The sequence below is a fragment of the Methylobacterium sp. JK268 genome, assembly GCF_054052225.1.
This window is the reverse complement of the sequence record NZ_JBSVZN010000050.1, coordinates 1-23,717: the sequence shown is the minus strand read 5'-3', so window position 1 is coordinate 23,717 and position 23,717 is coordinate 1. Positions and strand designations below refer to the sequence as shown.

The following is a 23,717-nucleotide window of genomic DNA, read 5'->3' as shown; positions in this document are numbered from 1 at the left end:
TCGCCGCCGCCCACGAGGAAGCCCGGAATGGCGCCCGTCACGAACGGGAAGGACTCGGTCACGCCGTGGGGGTTCCGCCCGCGGGTCCGAGAGGAGGGGGCGGGAGCGCTGACTGATGGACCGGCATCGTTCCCGATATCGTCCGGAAAGCCGGCCGACACAAGCCGGATCGCGCCCGGCCGCCCCGCGAGGCGGGGCGGCGGCGCCCGACCTCACCCGCGCGGGATCGGCCGTCCGCGGCAGGCCGCCCGGTATTGCTGCCGGCGCCGGCCGCGCAGCCCCTCGCGGTCGGCGACGGCGGTGCAGGCCGCCTTGCGATCCGCCTTGCCGAGTTCCCGCGTCCCCGTCGCCGGGACGCCGGTGGGGACCGGCGCGCCGACGCTGCCCTGCGCCCAGCAGGCCGGGGCCGAGAGCACCATCAGCGCGCTCAGGATTGTGGCTCTCCACATCGTCGTTCTCCTCCTCCCGATCCCGCCGCGTGGCCGGAGACCGGCGCGCTTCGCGCGAGACAAGCTCGGCCCTAGCAAGTCGGGCGCCAGCGCGGCGCCGCCGGCCCCGTCACGGCGCCGCGGGCCGCCGCCGCCGGGGCGGCACCGCGGCCATCGCGGCGGAGTCGAGGATCCCGGCCCCCGGAAGCCCGGCCGCCGGACTCCCGGCCGCATCTCCCGCCTCCGGCCCCCCGAGCGGCCCCGGCGCCGGGGGCTCCCCCGCCGCCAGCGCGAGGAAGCGCCGCCGCTGCGCGACCGGCCCGGCCGTCCGCAGCCCGGCATTGTGGGGGTCGAAACGCGCCGCGAGGCCGCGGACCTCCGCGTCGGAGAGTCCCTCGACCAGGAGGGCGAGGGGCTGGGACCCGAGGGCGGCCTGCATCTGCCGCAGGCCCTCCAGGGTCATGTCGCGGGCCTTGAGCTGCTTCGTCGCGAGGATTCGGGCGGCCTTGGCCACGTCGGCGCGGATCGCCGGGAAGGCCTCGGGCGCCTCGGCGATCGCGCACAGGATCGCGAGCCCGTCGATCTCAAGCGCCATGCAGCACCTCCTTCACCTCGGCCAGCAGGGGCGCCAGCGTCCCGCCGACGAGGTCGTGATAGCTGTCGTGATACTTGTTGTGGAACGTCGTGTCCCGCCGCGCCAGGGCGGCGGCCAGCGCCGCCGATTGCGGGACGCGGGTCGCGAAGAGACGGAAGGCCGGGGTCTCGGCCGCCGCCCCCTCGTCCAGCATCCGCAGCGTCTCCCGGTGCTGGCGCACGCCCTGCTGGAAGCGCGTGACGAGGACGTGCGGCAGGCGGCGCGGCGGCGGCAGGCCCTCCTCGCCGCCGGGCGTGCCCCAGATCATCCGGTGGAAGCCCCGCAGCCCGTAGGTGGACAGGAAGTCCGGGATGCAGGCGACGATCACGAGGTCGCAGGCCCGGATCGTCACCTCGGTGAGCGGCGAGATGCCCGGCGCGCAGTCGAACAGCACGACGTCGTAGGTCTCGCGCAGGGGCGCGAGGTCCTCGCGGAACAGGTCCCAGAGCCGGTGCTCGATGGCGTGCATCGAGAGCTGGCGGCGGGTGAGCGCGTAGACGATCTCGCGCTCGACCACGCGCAGGTCCGGCCCAGAGGGCAGCAGCGCGATGGGGAGGGGCTCGCCGAGATGCGTCGTGGTGCTGACCGCCTCCCGCACGAAGTCCGGCAGGGCGGCCCCGTCCCGGTCGACGACGCGCAGGCCGAGATAGTGGTCGAGGGTGCGCCCCTCCCGGATCAGCCCGGCCAGGATCGCGTCGCCCGCGAAGCAGAGGGAGGCGGAGGCCTGCGGGTCGAGGTCGACCACGAGGACGCGCGACCCGCTCGCCGCCAGCGCGTCGGCGAGCATCACGACCGTGGTGGTCTTGCCGACGCCGCCCTTCTGGTTGGCGACCGCGACGAGCCTGCCCGTCACGGGCGGGTCCCCGCATCCGGCCGCCGCCCCGCCGCCCGGACGCGCGGGGCGGGGCCACCGGTGGAGGGAGCGTGCGGCGACGGGGCCATGGGGATCTCGCGAATCCCCTCCTTCGATCACCGCCGCAGGCGTGCCGTCAAGACGGCTCCCCGGCCGGACGCGGTGGAAGGGGTCTCAGATCTTGCCGCAGCGCACGTAGACCGAGGCGCCGCGCTCGCTCGACCAGGTCAGGCGGTTGCCGTCCACCGAGAGGCGGACATGCGAGGTCCAGCGCTGGCGGGCGTTGCGGCAGGTCGCCGCCATGGTCCAGGAATGGCCCTCGCGCCGCGTATCGCGGAACGCGCAGGCGGTCCGGCCGGCCTGGGCGCCGTGATCGCGGATCACCGCCCGCAGGTAGCCGAGGCGCCGCGCGCGGCGCGCCGAGCAGGAGGCGGCGGTCGGTCCCCAGACGCCCACGAAGGTCGGCAGGGGCGTCTCCTCCTCCTCGGCCTCCTCCGGCTCGCGGGGCGGCGGCGGGGCCGCCGCGGCGGTGTCGCGGCCGGGCGGCGGGATCACCCGCGCGGGCCGGGCCGGCGGGGCCGCCGCGGCGGGCGTGGGGGCGGGGGCCGCCTCCGGCGCGGCAGTGGTCGGGGCCGTCTCCGCCGGGACGGGGGCCGGCGCGGGGTCGCGGCTCGGCTCGCGCCAGGGCCGGCGGAACTGCGGCACGGAGGAGCGGTAGGGTTTCGAGAGCACGGGCTCGTCGGGGCCGGGGCCTTCGAGGTCGGATTGCGCCGCGGCCGGCCCGAGCATCGCGGCGCCCAGCACGGCGCCGCCCAGGGCGACCGTGGTCAGGAGCAGCGCACCCGACACGATCACGGTCAATCCCGACGCCCTCCCGCCGCGCTGGCCCCTGGTCACCGTCCTCGTCTCCCCCCTCGCGCCCCGCCGCGGATCCCCGCCCGCGCCCTCAGCGCCCGAAGATGCCCTTCAGGAACTGCGCCGTGCGGTTGCGCTTCTTCTTGCGCTCCAGCTCGGCCGCGTCGCGCACCCAGGCGACCTGGATCACCCGGCGCTCGCCCTCGAAGGGGCGGTGGCCGTGCCAGGAATTGTCGGCGCGCAGGAAGGCGAACATCGTGCCCATGGTGGGGGGCACCTCGACCGCGTAGGGCTCGAAGTTCTGCCCGTCGTAGAGCACCCGCAGGCGCCCGCCGGCCGGCGCCTCCCAGGCGTCGTTCATGTAGACGAGGAGCGTCATCACCTTGGAGGGGCCGTCGGTGTGGATCGCCCCGTATTTCGGCTGCGAGCGCTTCATGATCGTGGTGAGGCGCGGGCAGGAGACGAGATCGATGCCGAACTTCTCGCTCATCACGGCCGAGAAGGCGTCGCTCTCCAGTTCGTCGATCAGCGCCTTGAAGCGGCCCTTGAGCTGCACCTCGTCGACCGTGAGGTAGCCGGGCTTGGCGATCTCCGGGAAGTCCCGCCGCAGCTCGTCCACGGCCTCGGGGCGCAGCACGCCCTCGCCGAGGGTGTAGGCGTAGGGCTCGCGCGTGAGGGGCGCCGCCCGCACGGCGTCGACGTTCAGGATCGAGAGGGCCGACATGGTGTCCGCTTCGTCAGGGTGAGGGGGCGGCGCCCGCGGGGCGGGCCGCCGCCGCGCGTTCATCACCCCCGATTGCGGCGAGGCCGGGGCATCCTGGCCGTGGCGGCCGCGCGGGCGCCCGCCGAGGAGCCCGGGGGAGCGGATCGGTCGCGGGCCTCCCTCTTGCGGGGCGGGCCCGCGGGCGACATGAAGGCCAGCCGCCCGCCGTCGCGGCCCCGGGAGACACGCATGCAGCGAATGAAGCAGGCCCTCCTGCAGATCTGGCGCCTCGCCGTTCCGTACTACGTGACGCGCGAGGACACCGAGATCCGCCTGTGGCCGTTCGGAACCTTCCGGATGCAGGAGCGCTGGGTCGCGCTGAGCATGGCCGCATTGGTGATCGGCATCGAGTTCGCGCAGGTCGCGATCAACGTGCGGCTCTCCTACTTCAACCGCGACTGGTTCAACGCGATCCAGAACAAGGATCCGGTGGCGTTCTGGACGCTGCTGTTCTCGGTCTTCTGCTTCTGGGCCGCGATCTACGTGGCGAGCGCGATCATCCAGTACGTGGTGCAGTCGTTCCTGCGGATCCGCTGGCGGGCCTGGCTGACGCGCCACTACGTGGACCGCTGGCTCGGCGACGACGTGCACTATCGGATGGGGCTCGCCGGCGCCCGGGCCGACAACCCCGACCAGCGCATCGCCGACGACATCGACCAGTTCACCCAGACCACCCAGACGCTGGCGATCAGCTTCATCTCGGCGGTGTCGAACCTGATCTCCTTCTCGGTGATCCTGTGGGGCATCTCCTCGGCCTTCACGGTGCCGGGGACCGACTGGCACGTGCCGGGCTTCCTGGTCTGGGGGGCGCTGATCTATTCCGGCCTCGTCACCTGGATCACCCACCTGATCGGGCGGCCGCTGATCCGTCTCAACTTCGAGCAGCAGCGGCGCGAGGCGGATTTCCGCTTCTCCCTGGCGCGCCTGCGCGAATACGGCGAGCAGGTCGCGCTCCTGTCGGGCGGGCCCGCCGAGCGGGCGAGCCTCCGCGAGCGCTTCGGCGCGCTGATCGCCAACTTCTACGCCATCGTCGACCGCCGCAAGAAGCTCGCGGCCTTCACGGTCAGCTACCAGCAGGTCAACGCGGTCATCCCCTACGTGCTGGTCGCGCCCTACTACTTCGCCGGGCAGATCGCACTCGGGATGATGACGCAAACGGCCGGCGCCTTCGCGCGGGTCGAGCAGACGATGTCGTTCTTCATCACCTTCTACGTCACGCTGGCGGACTACAAGGCGCAGGTCGACCGGCTCACCAGTTTCGACGCGGCGATGGACCGGGCGCAGGCGCTGCGGGCGGAGAGCCGGCTCGCCGTGGCGCCGGGGACGGGGGCGGAGCTCGCGGTGCGCGGCCTCGCGCTGGGCCTGCCGGACGGGCGCCGCATCGCGGCCGTGCCCGACCTCGCCCTGCGGCCCGGCGAGACCGTGCTGGTCACCGGACCGTCGGGCTCGGGCAAGTCGACCCTGTTCCGGGCGCTCGCGGGCATCTGGCCCTTCGGCGAGGGCAGCGTGCGCACGCCCGAGGGCGCCCGCCTGATGCTGCTGCCCCAGCGCCCCTACCTGCCGATGGGGACCCTGCGCGAGGCCGCGACCTACCCGGACGCCACCGGCCGCCACGACGACGCGGCGATCCGCGCGGCGCTCACCGCGGCGCGGCTCCCCCACCTCGTCGACCGGCTCGACGAGGATGCACCCTGGGCGCAGACCCTGTCGCTCGGCGAGCAGCAGCGGCTCGCCATCGCGCGGGCGCTGCTCGCCAAGCCCGACTGGCTGTTCCTCGACGAGGCGACCGCCGCCCTCGACGAGCCCACCGAGGCGGCCCTCTACCGGATGCTGCGCCAGGAGCTGCCCGGCACGACGCTGGTCTCGATCGGCCACCGCTCGACCCTGGAGGCGTTCCACCAGCGCCGCCTCGCCATGACGGCGGACGACGCGGGCGTGTTCGTGCCCCGCGACCTGCGGGCGGAGGCGGTGGCGGCGCAGTAGCGGCGGCGCCTGCCCGGCCGCCGGGGGCGCCCTATCTTCCCGGGCATGCGGCAGGACGGCGAACCCCTCTTCGAGGCCCTCCGGCAGGCGGGCGATCCCGGCGCGGTGCGGGCGCTGCAGGATCTGATCGCGCGCGGCGCCGATCGGGACCTCTCGCGCATCAACCCGCTCGCGCTGGCGGCCTCGAGCGGGCTCGGCGAGGAGGCGGTGATCGGCACGCTGCTGCACGCCGCCCGGCTCGGCCTCGTCGAGATGTCCTGGAACATCCTGTGCTCCAGCTGCGGCGGGGTGCTGGGTGCCAATGCCAGCCTGAGGAATGTGCGGCGGGAAGCGTATCGCTGCGCCTTCTGCGCCGTGGACACCGCGCCGGTGCTCGACGACGCCGTGGAGGTGAGCTTCGGGGTGAGCCCGCGCGTCCGGCGCATCGCCGCCCACGACCCGGCCGGGCTGTCCTTCTGGGACTATCACCGGCAGGTCTTCTTCGGCACCGGCGTGGCCTTCCCCGAACCGCCCGAATTCGATGCCCTCGCCCGGGAGGCGGTGCTCGAGGCGGTCGCGCTGGAGCCGGGCGAGCGGCTGATCCTGGCGCTGCAGGTGCCCGAGGCGCCGCTGGTCGTGTTCGACCCGGTCACCCACACGGCCCAGATGCTCGACGTCTCGGGCGCGCCCAGCGCGGAGCGCCAGGATCTCGGCATCGTGTTCGACGCGCCCCGCCCGGCGATCGGGCAGGCGGTCCTGCGGCCCGGGGCGCTGCGCCTGTCGCTGGAGAACCGCGGGGCTGAGCGGGTGCGCCCCGGCATCTTCGTGGCCGGCGCGGCGCTGGCCCGGCTGATCGGCGGGCGGCGGCCCTTCCTGACCGCCAAGCGCCTGCTCAGCAACCAGACCTTCCGGGAGATCTACCGGACCGACACGCTCAGCGTCGACCAGCGGCTGACCATCCTGAGCCTGACCTTCCTGTTCACCGACCTCACCGGCTCGACCGACCTCTACGAGCGCGTCGGCGACCTCGTCGCCTACGACCTCGTGCGCGCCCATTTCGACCTGCTGACGGAGGTGGTGGCCGCCCATGGCGGCGCGGTGGTGAAGACGATCGGCGACGCCGTGATGGCGACCTTCCCGACCCCCGACCGGGGGCTCGCCGCCGCGCTCGCCATGCGGGCCGCGATGGCGCGGCTCAACGCGGGCCGCGGCGGAGAGGCGCTCGTCCTGCGGATCGGCCTGCACGAGAGGCCCTGCCTCGCCGTGCACCTCAACGACCGCCAGGATTACTTCGGCCAGACGGTCAACATCGCGGCGCGAGTGCAGGACCTCGCACCCGCCGACGCGATCCTGGCCACCGGGGCCGTGCTGCGGCACGCGGAGGCGGCGCGCCTCCTGGCGGAGGGCGGGTTCGCCGCAAGCGCGCAGGCCTGCGCGCTGCGCGGCGTCGGCGACCGGGTGCCGGTCTTCGCCCTCGCCGGGCCGCTCAGCGCAGCAGGCTGAGCGCCACGGGCACGATCACCGCGGTGAGGAGCGCGTTGAGGCCCATGGCGATGCCCGCGAAGGTGCCGGCGACCTCGCTCACCTGGAAGGCGCGGGCGGTGCCGATGCCGTGGGCGGCGAGCCCCGCCGCGAAGCCCCGTGCCCGCCAGTCGGTGAAGCCGAGCCGGTCGAACAGCGGCGTGACCAGGATCGCGCCCAGGATGCCGGTGAGGATCACGAGCACGGCGGTCAGGGTCGGGTCGCCGCCCAGCGCCTGGGTGATCCCCATGGCGACGCTGGCGGTGACGGATTTCGGCGCCAGCGCCACCAGCACGTCCCGCGGCACGCCCATCAGCCGCGCCGTGAGAAGCGCGGTGACGATCGCCACCGTGGAGCCGACCGCCAGGGCGGCCAGCATCGGCCCGAGCGCCCGCAGCACCGTCGCCCGGTGCTCGTAGAGCGGGATGGCGAGCGCCACGGTGGCCGGCCCGAGCAGGAAGTGCACGAACTGCGCGCCCTCGAAATAGACCGCGTAGGGCGTGGCGGTGGCATAGAGCACCACCCCGATCATCCAGACCGCGTGCAGGACCGGGTTGGCGAGGGGGTGGCGGCCGGTGGCGAGCGAGACCCGGTCGGCCACGACGTAGGCGAGAAGCGTGACGGTGAGCCAGAGCAGCGGCGAGTGGGCGAGGAAGACCCAGAGGGCGAAACCCTGGCTCATCGGCTCCCTCCGCGCCGCGCCGTGGCGCGGGACATCCACGCGAAGGTGAGGGCCGTGGCGACGAGCGCGGCGAGCGTCGAGACCACCAGGGTGACGGCGAGCGCCAGCCCCTGCGCCTCCAGCACGTCGAGCCGCCCCACCACCCCGACCCCGGCCGGCACGAAGAGCAGCGAGAGATTGGCGAGCAGCCCCTTGCCGGTGGATTCCAGCGTGCCGTCGACGAGGGGCTTGGGCATCAGCCGGGGCGCGCGGTCGCGCAGCGTCATGACGGCGAGGAGGAGCGCCATCCCGATCACCGGCCCCGGCACCGGGAGCCTGAGCCCGCGCGCCAGCACCTCGCCGAGGAGCTGGCACAGGAGGAGCAGCGTGAGGCTGACGATCATGACGGGACGGTCACGGCGCCGCGCCAAGGGCCAGCCAGTGGTCCAGGAAGGCGTCGAGCCAGCGGGCGACCTGCGGATCGTGCATGAAGCGGCCCTCGATCTGGCGGACGCGGTCCTGGGCGCCCGGGAGGGTGAGGCGCTCGGCGGCCCGCACGGTCCAGCGGCACAGCATGGCGTGGGTGACCTCCGGGTGGAACTGCAGCCCGAAGGCGGCGGGCCCGACCCGGATCGCCTGGGTGGGGAAGTCGTCACCGGTGGCGAGCATCTCGCCGCCGGCCGGGCAGGTGAAGCCCTCCCGGTGCCAGTGGTAGACGTGGGAGGGCCAGGCGGCGCCGATCTCCTGCGCGAAGCCGTGCCCGGCCGGTGTGGGCAGCAGCGGATAGTAGCCGATCTCGGCCCGCCCCTCGGGATGGGCGCAGACCGTGGCGCCGCAGGCCTTGGCGAGCATCTGGGCGCCGAGGCAGAGGCCGAGATAGGGTTTCTCCTCGGCGAGCGGCACCCGGATCCAGTCGATCTCCTGCTGGACGAAGTCGTCCCCATCATTGGCGCTCATCGGCCCGCCGAAGATCACCGCGCCGGCATGCGCCGCCATGGTGTCGGGCAGGGGATCGCCGTAGCGGGGGCGGCGGACGTCGAGGGCGTGGCCGCGCTCCTGGAGCAGCCGCCCGACGCGGCCCGGGGTCGAGAGCTCCTGGTGGAGGACGATCAGGACCGGTTTCTTGTCCGGCGCGCTCTTGTCCGGCGCGATCTCGGCGGCTGCGCTCACGCGGGCGCCCCGCCGGCGGGGAGCGAGGCGAGGGCGACCGCGCGGGCGGCGGCGATCTCGGCCTCGTCGAAGCGCAGGAGCTGGCCGAGGCGCCAGACGAGGTCGTCCTCGAACTCGTGCACCGTCCCGTCCGCGGCGGCGACGGCCCAGGCCATGCCGAGGAGGCTCCGCCGCTCGGTCTCGGGCAGGTCGCGCCCGATCTGGGCGACGAGGTCGGCGACGTCCCGGGTGGCGTCGTCGACGTCGATGGCGCGCGCGATCAGCGCCTCGGCCTCGGCGGGGGTTTCGGCGAAGCGCCCGACCAGCAGCCGGGCGAGGCGCTCGCGCTCGATTCCCGCGAGCGTTCCGTCGACCCGCGCCACGTGGACGAGGAGGGCGACCGCCGCGAGGTGTTCCTCGCTCACCGCCGGGCCGGCCCGCGGCGGCGGCGCCCCGAACATGTCGGCGGCGTAGGCGAGGAGACGGGGGATCAGCGGCATGGATTCGCGCGGGCGGGGAGCGGGGGAGGGCGGGAGTATCCGGTGAAGCACTCCCGGTGCCGGGATGCAAGAGGCCGGCCGGTTCCGGCTTGCCAAGGCCGGCGGGCTTGCGTATGACCTGCCCCGGCCGGCGGGCGATTCCCCGCTTGCCACGATGCCGCAATAGCTCAGCTGGTAGAGCACCTCATTCGTAATGAGGGGGTCGGGGGTTCGAATCCCTCTTGCGGCACCACTTAACCCTTTCAAAAGCTTAGAAGTTTTAGCCATTTCGCATAGCCAGCCTGTAAGTTTGACACTTACAAGCCCGTGGTTTGACAACGCGCGTCTTGCGTTTGTCCAACTCCGCTTCGAATCGTTCAGCCACCTCGCGCAACTTCGGAGCAAGGTCAGCTTCTTAGAGGCTGTTTGGATATCCGCTGATTGGGATTCCGCCTGGGCTGGTGCTGTGATTCAAGCTTTGGATGTGGAACGAGCAGAACATTGGCCGCATGAGTGCTCGCTCCTGATTTTTCAGCGAAAAAAATTAAAACATTCATAATATAAACTCATTATATCAATTGTGGCAATATGTGACAGCATCGCAGAGCTTCAGGAGGCAGAATCCAAGTATCTTATATTTCTATCCAGCCGCTACTTATCTACCTCAAAATAACTGTATGCACAATCTGTGAAGCTTGATAATATTAATTTCCATGCGATAAATCATATATTGCGTCGATATATTACATATAAACCCGGAACTTACCTGCCTATTGTCTTGACGGCAAGCATCAATGCCGCCGTTCTAGGCGCGATTTCCTGACTAGATTGACCTTTCTGAATTTGGGGACAGCACGGTCCCACGCTGACATCCGACTTGAAATTGCATAAGCTAACATGCAGGGTTACGCGCGGCCGAGACGCTGCAGGGAGTCAGATGCCGTCGATGCCTGAGAAACCGACATTCGATGAGTTTGCTACTTGGGCTCAACACAATATCGGCTTTGATCCCAATGCAAAATCCTTAAGTACTTGGGTGAATTCGAACATACGAATTTTTCTTACGACTCTCGAGAATCATCCTTTCTATGCAAGCCTTCAGGCTCTCGTAGAAGAATATAAAGCAACTCCAAAACATAATCCGATAAATATCGTAACGCCTAAAATCGATCTCAATGTAAAAAGTGTAAGTTCGATAATTTCAAAAATTTATCGCATCAATGTTGTTGAAAATAAAAACTTCCCAGAGCCAAGTAATAATCAATAGGTAACAGACGAAAATATATTCCGAGTAATTAATGATATAGTCCGCACGACTATCGTGTGTAGACATATTGATGAGCCAGAAAAGATATCAAACTTAATTAGAGATATCTGCCAAAAATTTTCTCTACCATGTCGCATTAATGCGCAGGCAAAAGAACATGGATACTATGCGTATCATATATACGTCAGCCTCAATGTCGAACTTACGAGACGTGATTGGGAAACATTCGAAGAAAATGTACAGTTCGAGATACAGATCACTACAGAGATGCAGTATATGCTTTATGCTTTGACCCACGTTTTCTATGAGGCAGAGCGCGACAAGCTCGATGTGAACCGAGATTCTTGGAAATGGGATTACAAATCAAGCAAATTCTCAGCTTCATACCTAAGTCATTCACTTCATCTTTTAGAAGGCCTGCTTCTTAGGCTGTATGAAGATGTTAGTCCTAGCTTGCGTCAAACCATAGTAGTAGGACACGAACAAGGCACAGGGCCACTACAGGGCGACCCTTATATAGTTGACAACGACGATGCTCCCGAAGAGACGGACGCGATAAGATCATGAGCTCTACGATTAGTTCACCAGCGCCTACTCCTGCGGTGGAACATCTCCCAACTGTGTTTCGTCGGATCCGCACGGGTGAGTACAGAGTGCCCCCGTTTCAACGCGAGTTTATCTGGGATGAACGGCAGGTACTGGAGTTACTTGAGAGCGTATATCTTGGATTTCCTATTGGAAGCACTCTAATCTGGCGGGTCGAGAAAAAGGTTTTCAAGACTATAAAGGGTGTTTCAGCCGGATTTCCGGCGGTCGATGATACATACCCGGCTAGCTTCGTGCTCGATGGAGTTCAAAGATTAAGCTCTTTGAATGGTGTATTTAACAGAGACGAAGTTGCTGATGATAGGAGATTTGACGTTCATTTTGATCTTGAAGGGGAAAAATTTTTAAGCTCACGCGATCTAACAGATAAAATCGTATCTATACCACTAGCAACTGTATTTCGTCCGCGCGCTTTCCTCGATCAACAGCGGCACTTAGCCAGTTTGGAAAGCGGCGATCGATACCTTGAGCGAGCTGTAAAACTGCTGACTGTTTTTCAGGAGTACCTACTTCCGGTAGTCACAATTTACAATCGCAATCCAAATGACGTCGTGAGCATTTTTCAGCGCATCAATTCAACCGGTGTGAGATTGGGTGTCGTGGATTTCATGCGGGCTTTGACATGGTCAGATGACTTCGATCTCTCTGCGGCGTTGTTGGATTTGCAAGATCATTTTGGTCAACTTGGTTTCCGATTTGATGACGAGCTGCTTCTTAAGTCGCTTGGTATGGTGATGGGACTCCGTCCATTACCGGACGTCTTACTTGAACTAAGGGGTAAGTCGGCAATTGATTTAAGGAGAGGAGTTGATTCGTTGCAGAAAAGACTTGATCAAGTTGTCTTATTCGTATCTTCCGAAGTTGGCATCGCAAATAGTGATGCACTTCCGTACGAAGCGCAATGGCTGCTGCTCTTCAGGCTCGTTTGCAGCGGCGTCGAATTAGCGGGAATAAGGGAGTCGCTGCTTACATGGATTCGAACCTCTAGCTTGACCGAATCGCTGCAAGGGCGACCCGATCACGCACTTGTCCGAATGATTGAAGAGGTTAATTCTGATGTATTAAAGACAGGCTCAATAAAATCTGTCCCTGTTCATATCGCATCCGAAGAACTTCTGTTTAAAAGATTTCTAAAAGGGAAAGCGATGTCGGTAGCATTCTTATCACACCTTTCTGACCGAGGCTTGTTTAAGCATGAACCGTTGTTAGAAGTGCCTTACGATAAATTCCTCCCACTATTCGATAGAATGCAGTTATCTAAAATGTCCGGTAGAGACGTATCCTCGGCAAGAACCATAGGTAATGTAGTTTACCTTGGCGATGTCAAACCGGATATTGGTCATTCCGCGATTTCTCTTGCAAGATACTTGCTCAGCTCTAGCACGGATGCTCAAAAATACATACTTGAAAGACAATACATAGATAATGAATTTATGGACCTCGTTGATACCGGTCGTGAGCTTGATGCTATGAAGTTACGTGCGCAAAAAATATTAGATGGAGCGAGCCATGTATCCTGTGAGCCCTTGAAGAGAGGAGTGCAAAAATGAAAAATGGCAAGGTTAACGAATAGAACGGCATGGACGAGCAGAAGGTGGACCGGGCTTTGCATCGCTTGTCCCCTTTTTCCCGATGGTCTCTGGACCGAGACACCCCCGCTGCTGCCCTCGCCGAAACCCTGCCCAAATGGGGGTGGCCGCGGATCGCGAACCGGGCCGCACTGACCTGATTCCTGTTCGTGCTGTGCTTAAGCATCCCCTGGGAGATGCTGCACGCAGATGAACAGCGGCAGCGGGCGAGGTGCTGACGGCGGTTGCGCGACTGGCACGAAGGGGGTGTTTGGGCAGGCCTGCATCAGGTGCTGCAGGAGCGCCTGCGCGCAGCAGGCGAGATCGACCGGAGCCGAGCTTACCTCGACAGCGCGACGCTGCCGGCCCAAAGCTGACGGACCGCGGCAAGGTGGGCACCAAACGCCACCGCGTCATGGAAGCCCGCGGCACGCCGCTAAGCTTCGTCCTGACGGGCGCGAACCAGCACGGCAGCCCGATGCCGGCTCCGACCTTGGATGCCGTTCCAAGCCTTCGCAGCGGTCGGCGGGAGCGGGGATGCCGCCGGCCCGACAAGCTGCGCGTCGACAAGGCCTACGATGCCAAGGCGAGGGGTCAGGAATGCTGCGCCCGCGGGATTGTGCCACGTATCGCACGACGCAGCATCGAGAGCAGCGAGCGGCTTGGCCGTCACTGCTGGGTCGCAGAGCGCACCCACGCGCGGTTCAACCGCTTTCGCCGCGTGCCAATCCGCTACGACCGCCAGGCCAACATCTACCAAGCCGTGAACGCCCTCGCCGCAAGCCTCATCACCCTGCGCCAGATCAGACGATTCTGTTACGCGCTCTAAGACTGCAGAGCTCGGGCCCCACCTTGACCCGTCCGACTCCGGATGCGACAGCCCGATGAGGGATCCCTCCGCTCGGGCCGCCGCATGACCGCTCCCCTCGACCTGCTCGTCCTCGGCAACGCGATCGTGGACATCATCGCCCGCACCGACGAGGCCTTCCTGGTCCGCGAGGGGGTCCACAAGGGCGCCATGCAGCTCATCGACGAGGCGCGGGCCGAGCACCTGTTCGGGGTGATGGGCCCGGCCACCATCGTGTCGGGCGGCTCGGGGGCGAACACCGCGGTCGGCGCCGCCCAGCTCGGGGCGCGCACCGCCTTCGTCGGCAAGGTGCGGGAGGATGAGCTCGGCCGGCTCTTCCGGCACGACCTCACCGCCACCGGGGTCCGGTTCGACGTCACCCCCGCCGCCGAGGGCCCGGCCACCGCGCGCTGCTTCGTGCTGGTGACGCCGGACGGCGAGCGCACCATGAACACGTATCTCGGCGCCTGCCAGGGCCTCACCGCCGCGGACGTGGACGAGGCGACGGCGGCCAGCGCCCGCTTCGTCTACCTCGAAGGCTACCTGTGGGATCCGCCCGCCGCCAAGGACGCCTTCCGCAAGGCCGCACGGGTCGCCCACGGCGCCGGCAACCAGGTCGCGCTCACCCTGTCGGACGCGTTCTGCGTCGACCGCTACCGCGAGGAATTCCTCGGCCTCGTGCGCGACGGCAGCCTCGACATCCTGTTCGCCAACATCCACGAGCTGAAGAGCCTCTACCAGACCGCCGACGCCGACGCGGCGCTCTCCGCCCTGCGTCAGGAGGGCATCCTGGGCGTCGTCACCCGCTCGGCGGAGGGCGCCCTCGTGGTCACCCGGGAGGAGACGCGCGCGGTGCCGGCCTTCCCCATCGGCGACCTCGTCGACACGACCGGTGCGGGCGACCTCTTCGCGGCGGGCTTCCTCGCCGGCCTCGCCCGCGGCCTCGACCACACCGATTGCGCGCGGCTCGGCGGTATCGCGGCCGCGGAGGTGATCCAGCATATCGGGGCGCGGCCGCAGGCCGACCTCAAGGCGCTCGCCGCGCAGGAAGGCCTCTGAGCCGGCGCGATGGTCGAGAACCGCCGCCTCGGCCACCTCGTTCCCCACCTCGTCCTGTGGATCGGGGTCGGGATCGTGGCCTTCCCGGTCTACCTCGCCCTCGTCGCCTCGACCCATGACGGCGCCACGGTGGCCAACGGCCAGATGCCGCTCTGGCCAGGCGCCTACGCCCTCGACAATTACCGGCGGGCGCTCACCGAGACCGGGCTCGCGGGCGCGCCGGTCGGCACCATGCTGGTCAACAGCCTGATCACCGCGCTCCTCATCGCGGCGGGCAAGATCGCGATCTCGCTCCTCTCCGCCTACGCGCTGATCTACTTCCGCTTCCCGCTCCGGCAGGCGGCGTTCTGGCTGATCTTCGTCACCCTGATGCTCCCGGTCGAGGTGCGGATCTACCCGACCTACGCGGTCGCCGCGAACCTGCACCTGCTCGATTCCTATGCCGGCCTCGCCCTGCCGCTGATCGCCTCGGCCACCGCGACGCTGCTCTACCGGCAGTTCTTCCTCACGGTGCCGAACGAACTCGTCGAGGCCTCGCGCATCGACGGGGCCGGGCCGGTGCGGTTCTTCCTCGACACGCTGCTGCCGCTCTCGCGCACCACCACGGCGGCTTTGTTCGTCATCCTGTTCATCTACGGCTGGAACCAGTACCTCTGGCCGGTCCTGGTCACGACCCGCGCCGACATGCAGACCGTGGTGATCGGCCTGCGCCGCATGACCACCATCACCGACCAGCTCGCCGAGTGGCAGATCGTGATGGCGACCGCCATGCTCGCCATGCTGCCGCCCGTGGCCGTGGTGGTGGCGATGCAGCGTCTGTTCGTGCGCGGCCTCGTCGAGACCGAGAAGTAGCCCCCAGCGACGGAACACCGGATGGCGCGCCTCGTCCTCGATCAGGTGGGCAAGACCTACGCGGGCGGCGTCGCGGCCGTGCGCGGCGTCTCGCTCGACGTGCCGGATGGCGCCTTCTGCGTCCTGGTCGGGCCGTCCGGCTGCGGCAAGTCCACGGTGCTGCGGATGATCGCCGGCCTGGAGACGATCAGCGCCGGCACGATCGCCATCGGCGCGCGGGTGGTCAACGCGGTCGAGCCGGCCGAGCGGGACATCGCCATGGTGTTCCAGAACTACGCGCTCTATCCGCACATGCGCGTCTTCGACAATCTCGCCTACGGGCTGCGCAACCGTGGCACCCCGAAGGCGGAGATCCGGGCGCGGGTGGCGGAGGCGGCGCGGCTGCTCGGCCTCGACGCGCTCCTCGACCGCTACCCGCGCCAGCTCTCGGGCGGCCAGCGCCAGCGGGTGGCGATGGGCCGGGCGATCGTGCGCAAGCCGCAGGTCTTCCTGTTCGACGAGCCGCTCTCGAACCTCGACGCCAAGCTTCGGGTGCAGATGCGGGTGGAGATCCGCCGCCTCCAGCGCCAGCTCGGCGTCACCACGGTCTACGTCACCCACGACCAGGTCGAGGCCATGACCATGGCCGACCGCCTCGTGGTGATGAATGGCGGGCTGATCGAGCAGGTCGGCACGCCGCTCGAGATCTACCGGCGGCCCGCGACCCGCTACGTCGCCACCTTCATGGGCTCGCCGCCGATGAACATCCTGCCCGCCGAGGGGGCAGAGGGGGGCCTGCGCCTCGCCGGGCAGATCGTCCCGGGCGCCTGGCCGGGGCTCGTCCCCGGCAGGCCCGTCGAGGTCGGGCTGCGGCCGGAGGCCCTGCGGGTCGCCCCCGAGGGCCTGCCCTTCACGGTCGCCTTCGTGGAGGAGCTCGGCGCGACCCGCCTGCTGCACGGGATGCTGGGGGAGCGCGACGTGGTCGTGCAGGTGCCGGCCGGGCCGGAGCCGGCGGAGGGCGCCGCGCTCCACCTCGCCTTCGACGCGGACGCGCTGCACCTCTTCGACCCGGGGACGGGCCGGCGGATCAACGGGGCGGCGTGACCGGCGCGTCCCGATCCGCGCGGCGTTGACGGAATCCTCGCAATCCCTGACCCAAAGTCACGCCGGACCCTTCCCGGGGCTGCCGGATCCCGTCGCCGGGCGCGGCACCGGATGACGAGCGAGATGCCGCGATGAGCACGATCCAGCCGATTGCCGAGACCGAGGACACCGTCACCCTGCGCCGGGCCGATTACGAGCAGCTTCTGGAGGTGATCGGCGTCCTCAAGGACGCGACCCTCCTCGACGCCCTGCTGGCCCAGGACGGGGAGAACCCCGCCGAGCCGCCGTATGACGAGGAGGTCGAGCCTCTCGCGGCCGGCGCGTAGGGCCGGCGCGCGGGGATTGAGCGGTTCGGTTGCATCGGGCCCGTCACGGGTCCTGGAGCAGCGCCCGATCGCGTTGCCATCGCACGCTGCTCTAGGTTTTTGTTTTTGCCGCATTTTCTGCGACGAACCGGTGTCCACTTCGTCGGAAAATGCTCTAGAAGGCCGCTCTCCCCGTCGCGTCAGAGGCTTCCGCCGTGCACAAGCCGCTCGCGGGCATCAAGGTGCTCGAACTCGCCCGCATCCTCGCCGGACCCTGGATCGGCCAGCTCCTGGCGGATCTCGGGGCCGATGTCGTCAAGGTCGAGCGGCCGGGGGCGGGCGACGATACCCGCAGCTGGGGCCCGCCCTTCGTGGAGGCGGCGGAGGGGGGCACGCTCTCCGCGTCGTATTTCCACTCGGCCAACCGGGGCAAGCGCTCGGTGGCGGCGGATTTCGAGACGGAGGAGGGCCGCGCCGTGGTGCGGCGGCTCGCCGCTCACGCGGACGTGATGATCGAGAACTTCAAGGTCGGTGGCCTCGCGAAGTACGGGCTCGACCCCGCGAGCCTGCGGGCGCTCAACCCGCGCCTGATCATCTGCTCGGTGACGGGCTTCGGCCAGGACGGGCCCTACGCACCGCGGGCCGGCTACGATTTCATGATCCAGGGGCTCGGCGGGATCATGTCGCTCACCGGCGAGCCGGCGGGCGAGCCGGTGAAGAATGCCGTCGCCTTCGCGGACGTGTTCACGGGCGTCTACGGAGCCACCGCGATCTTGGCCGCCCTCCAGGGCCGCCACGCCACGGGCGAGGGCTGCCACATCGATATGGCGCTCCTCGACACCCAGGTCTCGGTGCTCGGCAACCAGGCCCTGGTCTACCTCGTCTCGGGCCAGCTCCCGCCCCGGATGGGCAACGAGCATACCAGCATCGTGCCCTACCAGGTCTTCCCGACCGCGGACGGCCACATCATCGTCGCCTGCGGCAATGACGGGCAGTTCGCGCGGTTCTGCGGCGTGCTCGGCACGGAATGGCACCGCGATCCCGCCTACGCCACCAACCCGGCCCGGGTGACGAACCGGGCCGTGCTGATCCCCCTCATCGCGCACGAGACGCGCCGGCACGCGAAGGCCGACCTGCTCGACCGGCTCACGGCCGTCACCGTGCCGGTCGGGCCGATCAACGACCTCGCGGAGGTCTTCGCCGATCCCCAGGTGGTGCACCGGGGCTTGCGGGTCGACTTGCCGGAGCCGCGGGCGCGGGGCGGCAGCGTGCCGAGCGTGCGCTCGCCCATCGTCATCGACGGGGTGCCGATGGTGGCCGAGCGCGCGTCGCCCCAGGTCGGGGACCACACCGAGAGCGTGCTGGCGGATCCGGCCTGGGGCGGGTGACGCGCTCGGACGCGCAGCCATTGCGATTTCCTAACGTTGCGGCATCATGGTGGACATGGCCGCTGCCAGAGCGGCCGCCCGAGCTGCACCGGCCCGCATGACCGCCGTCGCCTTCGATACGCTCAAGTTCGCCCGCACGCTGCGGGACAGGGCGAAGATGCCGGCCGAGCAGGCCGAAGGTCTCGCCGATGCGTTGTTGGAGGCGATGCAGGGCGATCTGGCGACCAAATCCGACATGGAGGGCCTCAGGGCCGACCTGGGTTCGTTCCGGGCCGAGACCAAGGCCGAATTCGACAGCGTCAGGGCGGCGACCAAGGCGGAGTTCGACGTCGTCAGGGCGGCGACGAAGGCGGAGTTCGATGCCGTCAGGGCGGCGACGAAGGCCGAGATCGATGCTCTGCGGGCGGAGACCAAAACCGACACCCTGCAGCTCAAGGCCGAGGTCGAAGCGCTGCGGAAGGAGATGATCACCGGTCACGACGCACTCCGGAAGGAGATGATCACCAGCCACGACGCACTCCGGAAGGACATGCTCACCGGTCACGGGACGCTGCGGACCGAGATGCGGGCGGACCGGCAGAGCCTGGAGGCCCGGTTCGACGCCAAGATCGAATCCGCGAAGACCGACCTGATCCGCTGGGTGTTCGGGATCGTCGGCTTCCAGACACTGACCACGATCGGTGCCCTGGTGACCTTCATGCGCCTGTTCAAGCCCTGAGGGTTTCGCCCGGCCCCTTTCCGCGAGCCGTCTCCTGTGCGATCCGGCGGGATCGGGACAGGAGATCTCACGCGATGCCTGACAGCGCCACGCCCCGCAGCGGCGGCCGCATCCTCGTCGACCAGCTCCTCGCGCACGGCGTCCGCGACGTCTTCTGCGTGCCGGGCGAGAGCTACCTCGCGGTGCTCGACGCGCTGCACGATGCGGAGATCCGCCTCACGGTCTGCCGGCAGGAGGGCGGGGCCGCCATGATGGCGGAGGCGGCGGGCAAGCTCACCGGCCGGCCGGGGATCTGCTTCGTCACCCGCGGCCCCGGCGCCACCAACGCGGCGCCCGGGCTGCACGTGGCGCGCCAGGATTCGACGCCCCTCATCCTGTTCGTCGGCCAGGTCGAGCGCGGCGCCCGCGAGCGCGAGGCCTTCCAGGAGATCGACTACCGGGCGGTGTTCGGCACGATCGCCAAGTGGGTGACCGAGGTCGAGGACCCGGCGCGGCTGCCGGAGCTGATCTCCCGCGCCTTCCACGTCGCCACGGCGGGACGGCCCGGTCCGGTGGTGGTGGCTCTGCCGGAGGACGTGCTCACCGAGATGGCGGCGGTGCCGGACGCGCTGCCCTTCGCGGTCACCGAGACGCATCCGGCCCTCGCCCAGATGGTGGCCCTCCAGCGGCTGCTCGCCGAGGCCGAGCGGCCCTTCGCGCTCCTCGGGGGCAGCCGCTGGAGCGCGGAGGCGGTGCGCCGCTTCGCCCGTTTCGCCGACCTCCTGCACCTGCCGGTCGCCTGCTCGTTCCGGCGGCAGGGCCTGTTTCCGGCCGATCACCCCTGCTACGCGGGCGATCTCGGCCTCGGGGTCAATCCGCGCCTCCTCGCCCGCATCCGCGACGCGGACCTCCTGCTCCTCGTCGGGGGGCGCCTCGGCGAGATCCCCTCGCAGGGCTACGCGCTCCTCGACATTCCCGGACCCCGCCAGCGCCTCGTCCACGTCCATCCGGACCCGGAGGAGCTCGGCCGCGTCTACCGCCCGCACCTCGCCATCAACGCGACGCCCACCGCCTTCGCGGCGGCGATCGAGACCGTGCAGCCGCCCGCCCGCATCCCCTGGGCGGAGGGGACGGGAGAGGCGCACGTCGCCTATCGCGCCTGGAGCGACCCCGCGGGCGTGACCACGCCCGGGACCCTGCAGATGGGGGGCGTGATAGCCCATCTGCGCGAGGCGCTGCCGCGCGACGCGATCCTGTGCAACGGGGCGGGCAACTTCGCGACCTGGGTGCACCGGTTCTGGCCCTTCCGGGCCTTCGACGGGCAGCTCGCGCCCACCTCCGGCTCGATGGGCTACGGCATCCCGGCGGCGGTGGCCGCCAAGCGCCTGTTGCCGGAGCGCACCGTCGTGGCGGTGTCGGGGGACGGCGACTTCCTGATGAACGGCCAGGACTTCGCGACCGCCGTGCAGTACGACCTGCCGATCCTGGTCATCCTCGTGGACAACGGCATGTACGGCACGATCCGGATGCACCAGGAGCGGGCGTATCCGGGCCGGGTCTCGGGCACGAGCCTGCGCAACCCCGACTTCGCCGCCTACGCCACCGCCTTCGGTGGTTACGGCGAGCGGGTGACCCGCACCGAGGATTTCCCGGCGGCGCTCGCCCGCGCCCGCGCCTCGGGCCTGCCGGCGATCCTGCACTGCCCGATCGACCCGGAGGCCATCACGCCCACGACGACGCTGACCGCCCTGCGCGAGGGCAGCGGCCGGCGCTGAGGGTGCGGCCTCGCCGAGCACATCGTCCGACGAGGTCAGCCTCCGGTTCGACGCAAGGCCCTCGACGACGCAGCGCCCCGGACAGGTCGCGAGCGGGCCGGCTTCATCGGACTGGTCAATCGGGCGTGAAGGCCCCGCCCGGAAGGGGATCGATTCGGGTTTCTTCCGTCCGGTCCGGATCGACGTCGCCGCCCTGGAGCAGTATCCGGTCACGTTGCAATCGGACACTGCTCTAGGTCTTTGATTGTTTCGCATTTCCTGCGATGAACCGTTATCCACTTCGTCTAAAAATGCTCTAGATTTGCGTGCTCTTCCACAGATCCAGCAAGCCACCAAAAAAAGACAAATAATTTCTTCGTGTCAATCGCGGAGGAAGGGGCGGGATCGGTGACTGATGCCACGTCGCCCGTCCATCCAGCTCGTCCCATCTCTCCGACACCTCGGGATGCGCCATCCGCAGGATCAACTCGTCCGCGATTCGGGCAGGTTCGGCAAAGCTGAAGGTCTCCCGCACGTCGGAGCGGTCGTGGATTACCCGACGCGGGTGATAGTACCGTGCATTGTTCTTCTTGATGGCATCCACCAAAACGTAAGTCGCATTGATTCTCGAGAATGGAGTTATGACAATCAACGAACGGCCCGGAGGAGCAAACAGGGCTGTATGCAGCGCCGACCCGATGCAGGAGATCACCGTGCGACGCCGCGCGAAGAGGCGGACCTGCTCGTCGAAGCTCAGTGTTTCCGGGTGGACGACGTCGACGCCGGCGCGGCTCAGCGCCTCGGCCATGTCCTCCTCGTTCTCGACCCGCTGCACGTACGCGGCCACGCGCGCCTTCGACAGGTAGACCGGCCGATCGTCCGCATCGACCGGAACGCCTTCGAGCGAGGTCCGGCCGATCACCTCCCCGAGGGCGGCCATTCGGGGATGAGCCCAGGCGAGTTCCCGGAGGGCGGGTGCGATCACGGTGACGCGCCGCACCCGAACCGGGCGGTCGAAGACCGTCAGATCGGCGAGCCGCAGCCCGAGGCGCTCGAGGATGGTTGCGACGAAAGCGGGGCTGCTCAGGCGCCCGTGCGCCTCGACAGGGCCGTGACACAGGATCGGCATTCGCGCCCCAGCGGCGTCCAGCAGGGGCCAGAACCTGGCCAGCGTGTTGATGATGAAATGTCCGTAGTGGGGATTGATCTGGCCGACATACAGGTAGTGTTCCTCGGGGGCTTCCTCGACCGGGTCCGGCATGTCCGCGGGCCAGTCGACGATCTGATGGGGGAGATGCCGCTCCGGACCCACATAGTCCACGCTCTCCTCGACGATCCGACGGTCGGCGTCGAACACGCCCCAGGCCCCACCCTGCGCGAGGGGCAGGTAGCGCGCGTTCCGGACGGTCCGCAGGCGCGGCGGCTCCGTCAGGATCCGCGCTTCACCCCACAGGTCGGAGATCCTCCTCAACGCTCGCTGCATGCCCGGTCAGCCCTCGGCGCTCGTGTCCCGACCTGCGGTCACCCTCAACCCGCCCCGAGGTCGTCGTTGGTCGGGTCCGTCCGGCGCGCGACGACCGTGTAGAAGGGCGGTTCCCCGGGACGCGGCCGAGGGCGGTGCACGGCCGATTCCCCGAAGCCGAGGATGGCCAGCATCTCCCGTACGATCGCCGGAGGGAGACGCCACCACGCATACCACCCGGACGGCCGGTCCGCCCGGGGTACGAGGAAGGCCGGCAGATGGCGGGGGCGGGTGACGGCGTCCCGCCACCACCGGCGCGGGGCGGCGAGGTCCGTGACGATGACGGTCTCGCGGGTGAACCGAGCGGCCGCGTGGAGGGCCCGGAATGGATCCCTCAGGCGGGACAGCGCGCCGTCGAGCACCGCGACCTCGGCAGGGCCGACGACGTCCGGAATGGCGTAGGCCGTCCCGAGTGCGAGCCGTACGCGCGATCCGAGGGCGCGGTGGCTGAGCCAGTAGGCCTGCCGGATCGCGCCGAGGTGCTGGTCGAACGCCTCGTGCGTCGCGGCCGTGTCGAGCAGCGGGAACGGCACGACGTCTCATGCGCGGCTGCGGGTTCCGTCGAGGCAGACCACGTCCGCCCCCCGCTTCTCCATCTCGAAGCAGAGGAAGCCGCTGGATACGCCGAGATGCAGGACGCGCTTGCGGCTCACGTCCACGAAGCCGAGGCAGTCCTCGACGCGGCCGCGCAGGTCCCGGTGTCCGGCCATGATCCCGTACCCGGGCAGATCGACGGTGTGGGTGAAGTAGCAGCCCTTCGGATCGTCGACGTGCTCCGGCGTGCAGAACACCGCGCCCGGCAGGTGGAAGGACGTGGACGGGTTCACCGCGGTGCTGAACTCCCGGCCTCGCGACGGCGCCGGCCTCGTTGCGGCGTATTGAACGGTTCAGAACCGCTCGTCGAGGGAATCCTGCGTCACGCCCGAAGATCTGGGCAGGCATCACGGCTCGGGCAGAGCGCGGCCTGCCCTAGGAGGTGTGGACTCTTGGGGTTCCCTTGGCGAGTCCTGCGTGATTCAAGGCTGCTTTTTGGAGGGCAGCCTTGGGCGTTCTGGATCGTCTCGTTCTCAGCGATACCCAATGGGAGCGCATGGCTCCCCTGATCATCGGCCGGCCGGATCAGCGCGGCTCGACGGGTCGCGACAACCGCATGTTCGTGGAAGGTGTGCTCTGGATCGTGCGCACCGGCGCGCCGTGGCGCGACCTGCCCGAGGCGTTCGGCGAGTGGAACAGCGTGTTCCGCCGCTTCAGCCGCTGGAGCCAGAAAGGCGTGTGGTGGCGCCTCTTCGAGGCCATGGCCGACGATCTCGACTTCGAGTACCTGATCGTCGACTCCACCATCGTACGCGCTCACCAACATGCGGCGGGCGCGAAAAAAGGGGGTCTGATCATCCCGCCCCATCCGATCAGGCGCTCGGCCGGTCCCGCGGCGGCCTGAGCACCAAGATCCACTTGGTCGTCCGC

The 23,717-nt window shown here is 68.2% G+C and carries 23 protein-coding genes, 1 tRNA gene and 2 pseudogenes; 14 read left to right on the top strand and 12 right to left on the bottom strand.

Annotation, left to right across the window (positions count from 1 at the left end; translation table 11 throughout):
• Nucleotides 1–212 precede the first annotated feature (212 nt).
• From ACW9J6_RS32950 to ACW9J6_RS32930, 5 genes are all read right to left on the bottom strand, one after another.
• Entirely contained in the window at nucleotides 213–449 is a 237-nt protein-coding gene (locus ACW9J6_RS32950; RefSeq protein WP_457120552.1) for a hypothetical protein, read from the bottom strand.
• Nucleotides 450–558: 109 nt separating this feature from the next.
• Nucleotides 559–1,023 carry a hypothetical protein gene (locus ACW9J6_RS32945; RefSeq protein WP_457120551.1) on the bottom strand — a complete coding sequence of 155 codons (465 nt, stop codon included), beginning with the start codon at nucleotides 1,021–1,023 and terminating at the stop codon, nucleotides 559–561.
• A complete protein-coding gene (locus ACW9J6_RS32940; protein ID WP_457120550.1) occupies nucleotides 1,013–1,915 on the bottom strand; it encodes a ParA family protein in 903 nt (300 codons plus the stop codon). The genes ACW9J6_RS32945 and ACW9J6_RS32940 overlap by 11 nt, the downstream gene beginning before the upstream one ends.
• A gap of 174 nt (nucleotides 1,916–2,089) precedes the next feature.
• Nucleotides 2,090–2,812 (bottom strand): hypothetical protein, encoded by a 723-nt coding sequence (locus tag ACW9J6_RS32935; RefSeq protein ID WP_457120549.1) that lies wholly within the window; start codon nucleotides 2,810–2,812, stop codon nucleotides 2,090–2,092.
• A 49-nt stretch (nucleotides 2,813–2,861) separates the two neighbouring features.
• Nucleotides 2,862–3,494, bottom strand: coding sequence for a 2OG-Fe(II) oxygenase (locus ACW9J6_RS32930; RefSeq protein ID WP_457120548.1), 633 nt, complete (start codon nucleotides 3,492–3,494; stop codon nucleotides 2,862–2,864).
• Between the two features lie 228 nt (nucleotides 3,495–3,722).
• Here ACW9J6_RS32930 and ACW9J6_RS32925 point away from each other — a divergent pair, with 228 nt between their 5' ends.
• The gene (locus ACW9J6_RS32925) at nucleotides 3,723–5,516 is read left to right on the top strand and encodes an ABC transporter ATP-binding protein/permease (protein ID WP_457120547.1); all 1,794 of its coding nucleotides are present in this window, start codon (nucleotides 3,723–3,725) and stop codon (nucleotides 5,514–5,516) included.
• 45 nt (nucleotides 5,517–5,561) lie between these two features.
• Nucleotides 5,562–6,998: a DUF5939 domain-containing protein gene (locus tag ACW9J6_RS32920; protein ID WP_457120546.1), complete on the top strand. Its 1,437-nt coding sequence runs from the start codon at nucleotides 5,562–5,564 to the stop codon at nucleotides 6,996–6,998.
• On the opposite strand, the gene ACW9J6_RS32915 is transcribed toward ACW9J6_RS32920, so the two are convergent.
• Genes ACW9J6_RS32915 through ACW9J6_RS32900 form a run of 4 tightly spaced genes read right to left on the bottom strand, consistent with a single transcriptional unit; the run spans nucleotide 6,982 to nucleotide 9,326 of the window.
• Nucleotides 6,982–7,698 carry an LrgB family protein gene (locus ACW9J6_RS32915; RefSeq protein ID WP_457120545.1) on the bottom strand — a complete coding sequence of 239 codons (717 nt, stop codon included), beginning with the start codon at nucleotides 7,696–7,698 and terminating at the stop codon, nucleotides 6,982–6,984. The genes ACW9J6_RS32920 and ACW9J6_RS32915 overlap by 17 nt on opposite strands.
• On the bottom strand, nucleotides 7,695–8,081 hold the full coding sequence (locus tag ACW9J6_RS32910) for a CidA/LrgA family protein (RefSeq protein WP_457120544.1): 387 nt from the start codon (nucleotides 8,079–8,081) through the stop codon (nucleotides 7,695–7,697). Before ACW9J6_RS32910 ends, ACW9J6_RS32915 begins: the two co-directional genes overlap by 4 nt.
• A gap of 10 nt (nucleotides 8,082–8,091) precedes the next feature.
• The gene (locus ACW9J6_RS32905; RefSeq protein WP_457120543.1) at nucleotides 8,092–8,847 is read right to left on the bottom strand and encodes a glutamine amidotransferase; all 756 of its coding nucleotides are present in this window, start codon (nucleotides 8,845–8,847) and stop codon (nucleotides 8,092–8,094) included.
• On the bottom strand, nucleotides 8,844–9,326 hold the full coding sequence (locus ACW9J6_RS32900; protein WP_457120542.1) for a tellurite resistance TerB family protein: 483 nt from the start codon (nucleotides 9,324–9,326) through the stop codon (nucleotides 8,844–8,846). Before ACW9J6_RS32900 ends, ACW9J6_RS32905 begins: the two co-directional genes overlap by 4 nt.
• 156 nt (nucleotides 9,327–9,482) lie before the next feature.
• On the opposite strand from ACW9J6_RS32900, the gene ACW9J6_RS32895 reads away from it, so the two are divergent.
• The 11 genes and pseudogenes from ACW9J6_RS32895 to ACW9J6_RS32845 all read left to right on the top strand — a co-directional run bounded on the left by ACW9J6_RS32895 (nucleotide 9,483) and on the right by ACW9J6_RS32845 (nucleotide 20,752).
• Nucleotides 9,483–9,558: transfer RNA gene (locus ACW9J6_RS32895), tRNA-Thr, on the top strand.
• Between the two features lie 693 nt (nucleotides 9,559–10,251).
• A complete protein-coding gene (locus tag ACW9J6_RS32890) occupies nucleotides 10,252–10,572 on the top strand; it encodes a hypothetical protein (RefSeq protein ID WP_457120541.1) in 321 nt (106 codons plus the stop codon).
• 563 nt (nucleotides 10,573–11,135) lie between these two features.
• Entirely contained in the window at nucleotides 11,136–12,728 is a 1,593-nt protein-coding gene (locus ACW9J6_RS32885; RefSeq protein ID WP_457120540.1) for a DUF262 domain-containing protein, read from the top strand.
• Between the two features lie 60 nt (nucleotides 12,729–12,788).
• Nucleotides 12,789–13,575, top strand: a pseudogene (locus ACW9J6_RS32880) (IS5 family transposase).
• Between the two features lie 84 nt (nucleotides 13,576–13,659).
• Complete coding sequence (locus ACW9J6_RS32875; protein ID WP_457120539.1) at nucleotides 13,660–14,652, top strand: adenosine kinase; 993 nt, start codon at nucleotides 13,660–13,662, stop codon at nucleotides 14,650–14,652.
• Nucleotides 14,653–14,661: 9 nt separating this feature from the next.
• Nucleotides 14,662–15,504, top strand: a complete 843-nt coding sequence (ugpE, locus tag ACW9J6_RS32870; RefSeq protein WP_457120538.1) for a sn-glycerol-3-phosphate ABC transporter permease UgpE — start codon at nucleotides 14,662–14,664, stop codon at nucleotides 15,502–15,504.
• A gap of 21 nt (nucleotides 15,505–15,525) precedes the next feature.
• Entirely contained in the window at nucleotides 15,526–16,587 is a 1,062-nt protein-coding gene (locus ACW9J6_RS32865; RefSeq protein WP_457120537.1) for an ABC transporter ATP-binding protein, read from the top strand.
• A gap of 131 nt (nucleotides 16,588–16,718) precedes the next feature.
• A complete protein-coding gene (locus tag ACW9J6_RS32860; RefSeq protein WP_457120536.1) occupies nucleotides 16,719–16,913 on the top strand; it encodes a hypothetical protein in 195 nt (64 codons plus the stop codon).
• Nucleotides 16,914–17,107: 194 nt separating this feature from the next.
• Nucleotides 17,108–18,280 carry a CaiB/BaiF CoA transferase family protein gene (locus ACW9J6_RS32855; protein ID WP_457120535.1) on the top strand — a complete coding sequence of 391 codons (1,173 nt, stop codon included), beginning with the start codon at nucleotides 17,108–17,110 and terminating at the stop codon, nucleotides 18,278–18,280.
• Nucleotides 18,281–18,335: 55 nt separating this feature from the next.
• Complete coding sequence (locus tag ACW9J6_RS32850; RefSeq protein ID WP_457120534.1) at nucleotides 18,336–18,998, top strand: coiled-coil domain-containing protein; 663 nt, start codon at nucleotides 18,336–18,338, stop codon at nucleotides 18,996–18,998.
• Nucleotides 18,999–19,072: 74 nt separating this feature from the next.
• Nucleotides 19,073–20,752 (top strand): thiamine pyrophosphate-binding protein, encoded by a 1,680-nt coding sequence (locus ACW9J6_RS32845; RefSeq protein WP_457120533.1) that lies wholly within the window; start codon nucleotides 19,073–19,075, stop codon nucleotides 20,750–20,752.
• A gap of 295 nt (nucleotides 20,753–21,047) precedes the next feature.
• Here the strand turns inward: ACW9J6_RS32845 and ACW9J6_RS32840 are convergent, their stop codons facing one another.
• From ACW9J6_RS32840 to ACW9J6_RS32830, 3 genes are read right to left on the bottom strand one after another with little or no spacing between them, the layout of a single operon-like run.
• Nucleotides 21,048–22,214, bottom strand: a complete 1,167-nt coding sequence (locus ACW9J6_RS32840) for a glycosyltransferase family 61 protein (protein ID WP_457120532.1) — start codon at nucleotides 22,212–22,214, stop codon at nucleotides 21,048–21,050.
• Nucleotides 22,215–22,258: 44 nt separating this feature from the next.
• Nucleotides 22,259–22,786, bottom strand: a complete 528-nt coding sequence (locus ACW9J6_RS32835) for a hypothetical protein (protein ID WP_457120531.1) — start codon at nucleotides 22,784–22,786, stop codon at nucleotides 22,259–22,261.
• A gap of 6 nt (nucleotides 22,787–22,792) precedes the next feature.
• Complete coding sequence (locus tag ACW9J6_RS32830; RefSeq protein ID WP_457120530.1) at nucleotides 22,793–23,080, bottom strand: hypothetical protein; 288 nt, start codon at nucleotides 23,078–23,080, stop codon at nucleotides 22,793–22,795.
• Nucleotides 23,081–23,295: 215 nt separating this feature from the next.
• Here ACW9J6_RS32830 and ACW9J6_RS32825 point away from each other — a divergent pair.
• A pseudogene (locus tag ACW9J6_RS32825) lies at nucleotides 23,296–23,717 on the top strand (IS5 family transposase); the annotation flags it as partial.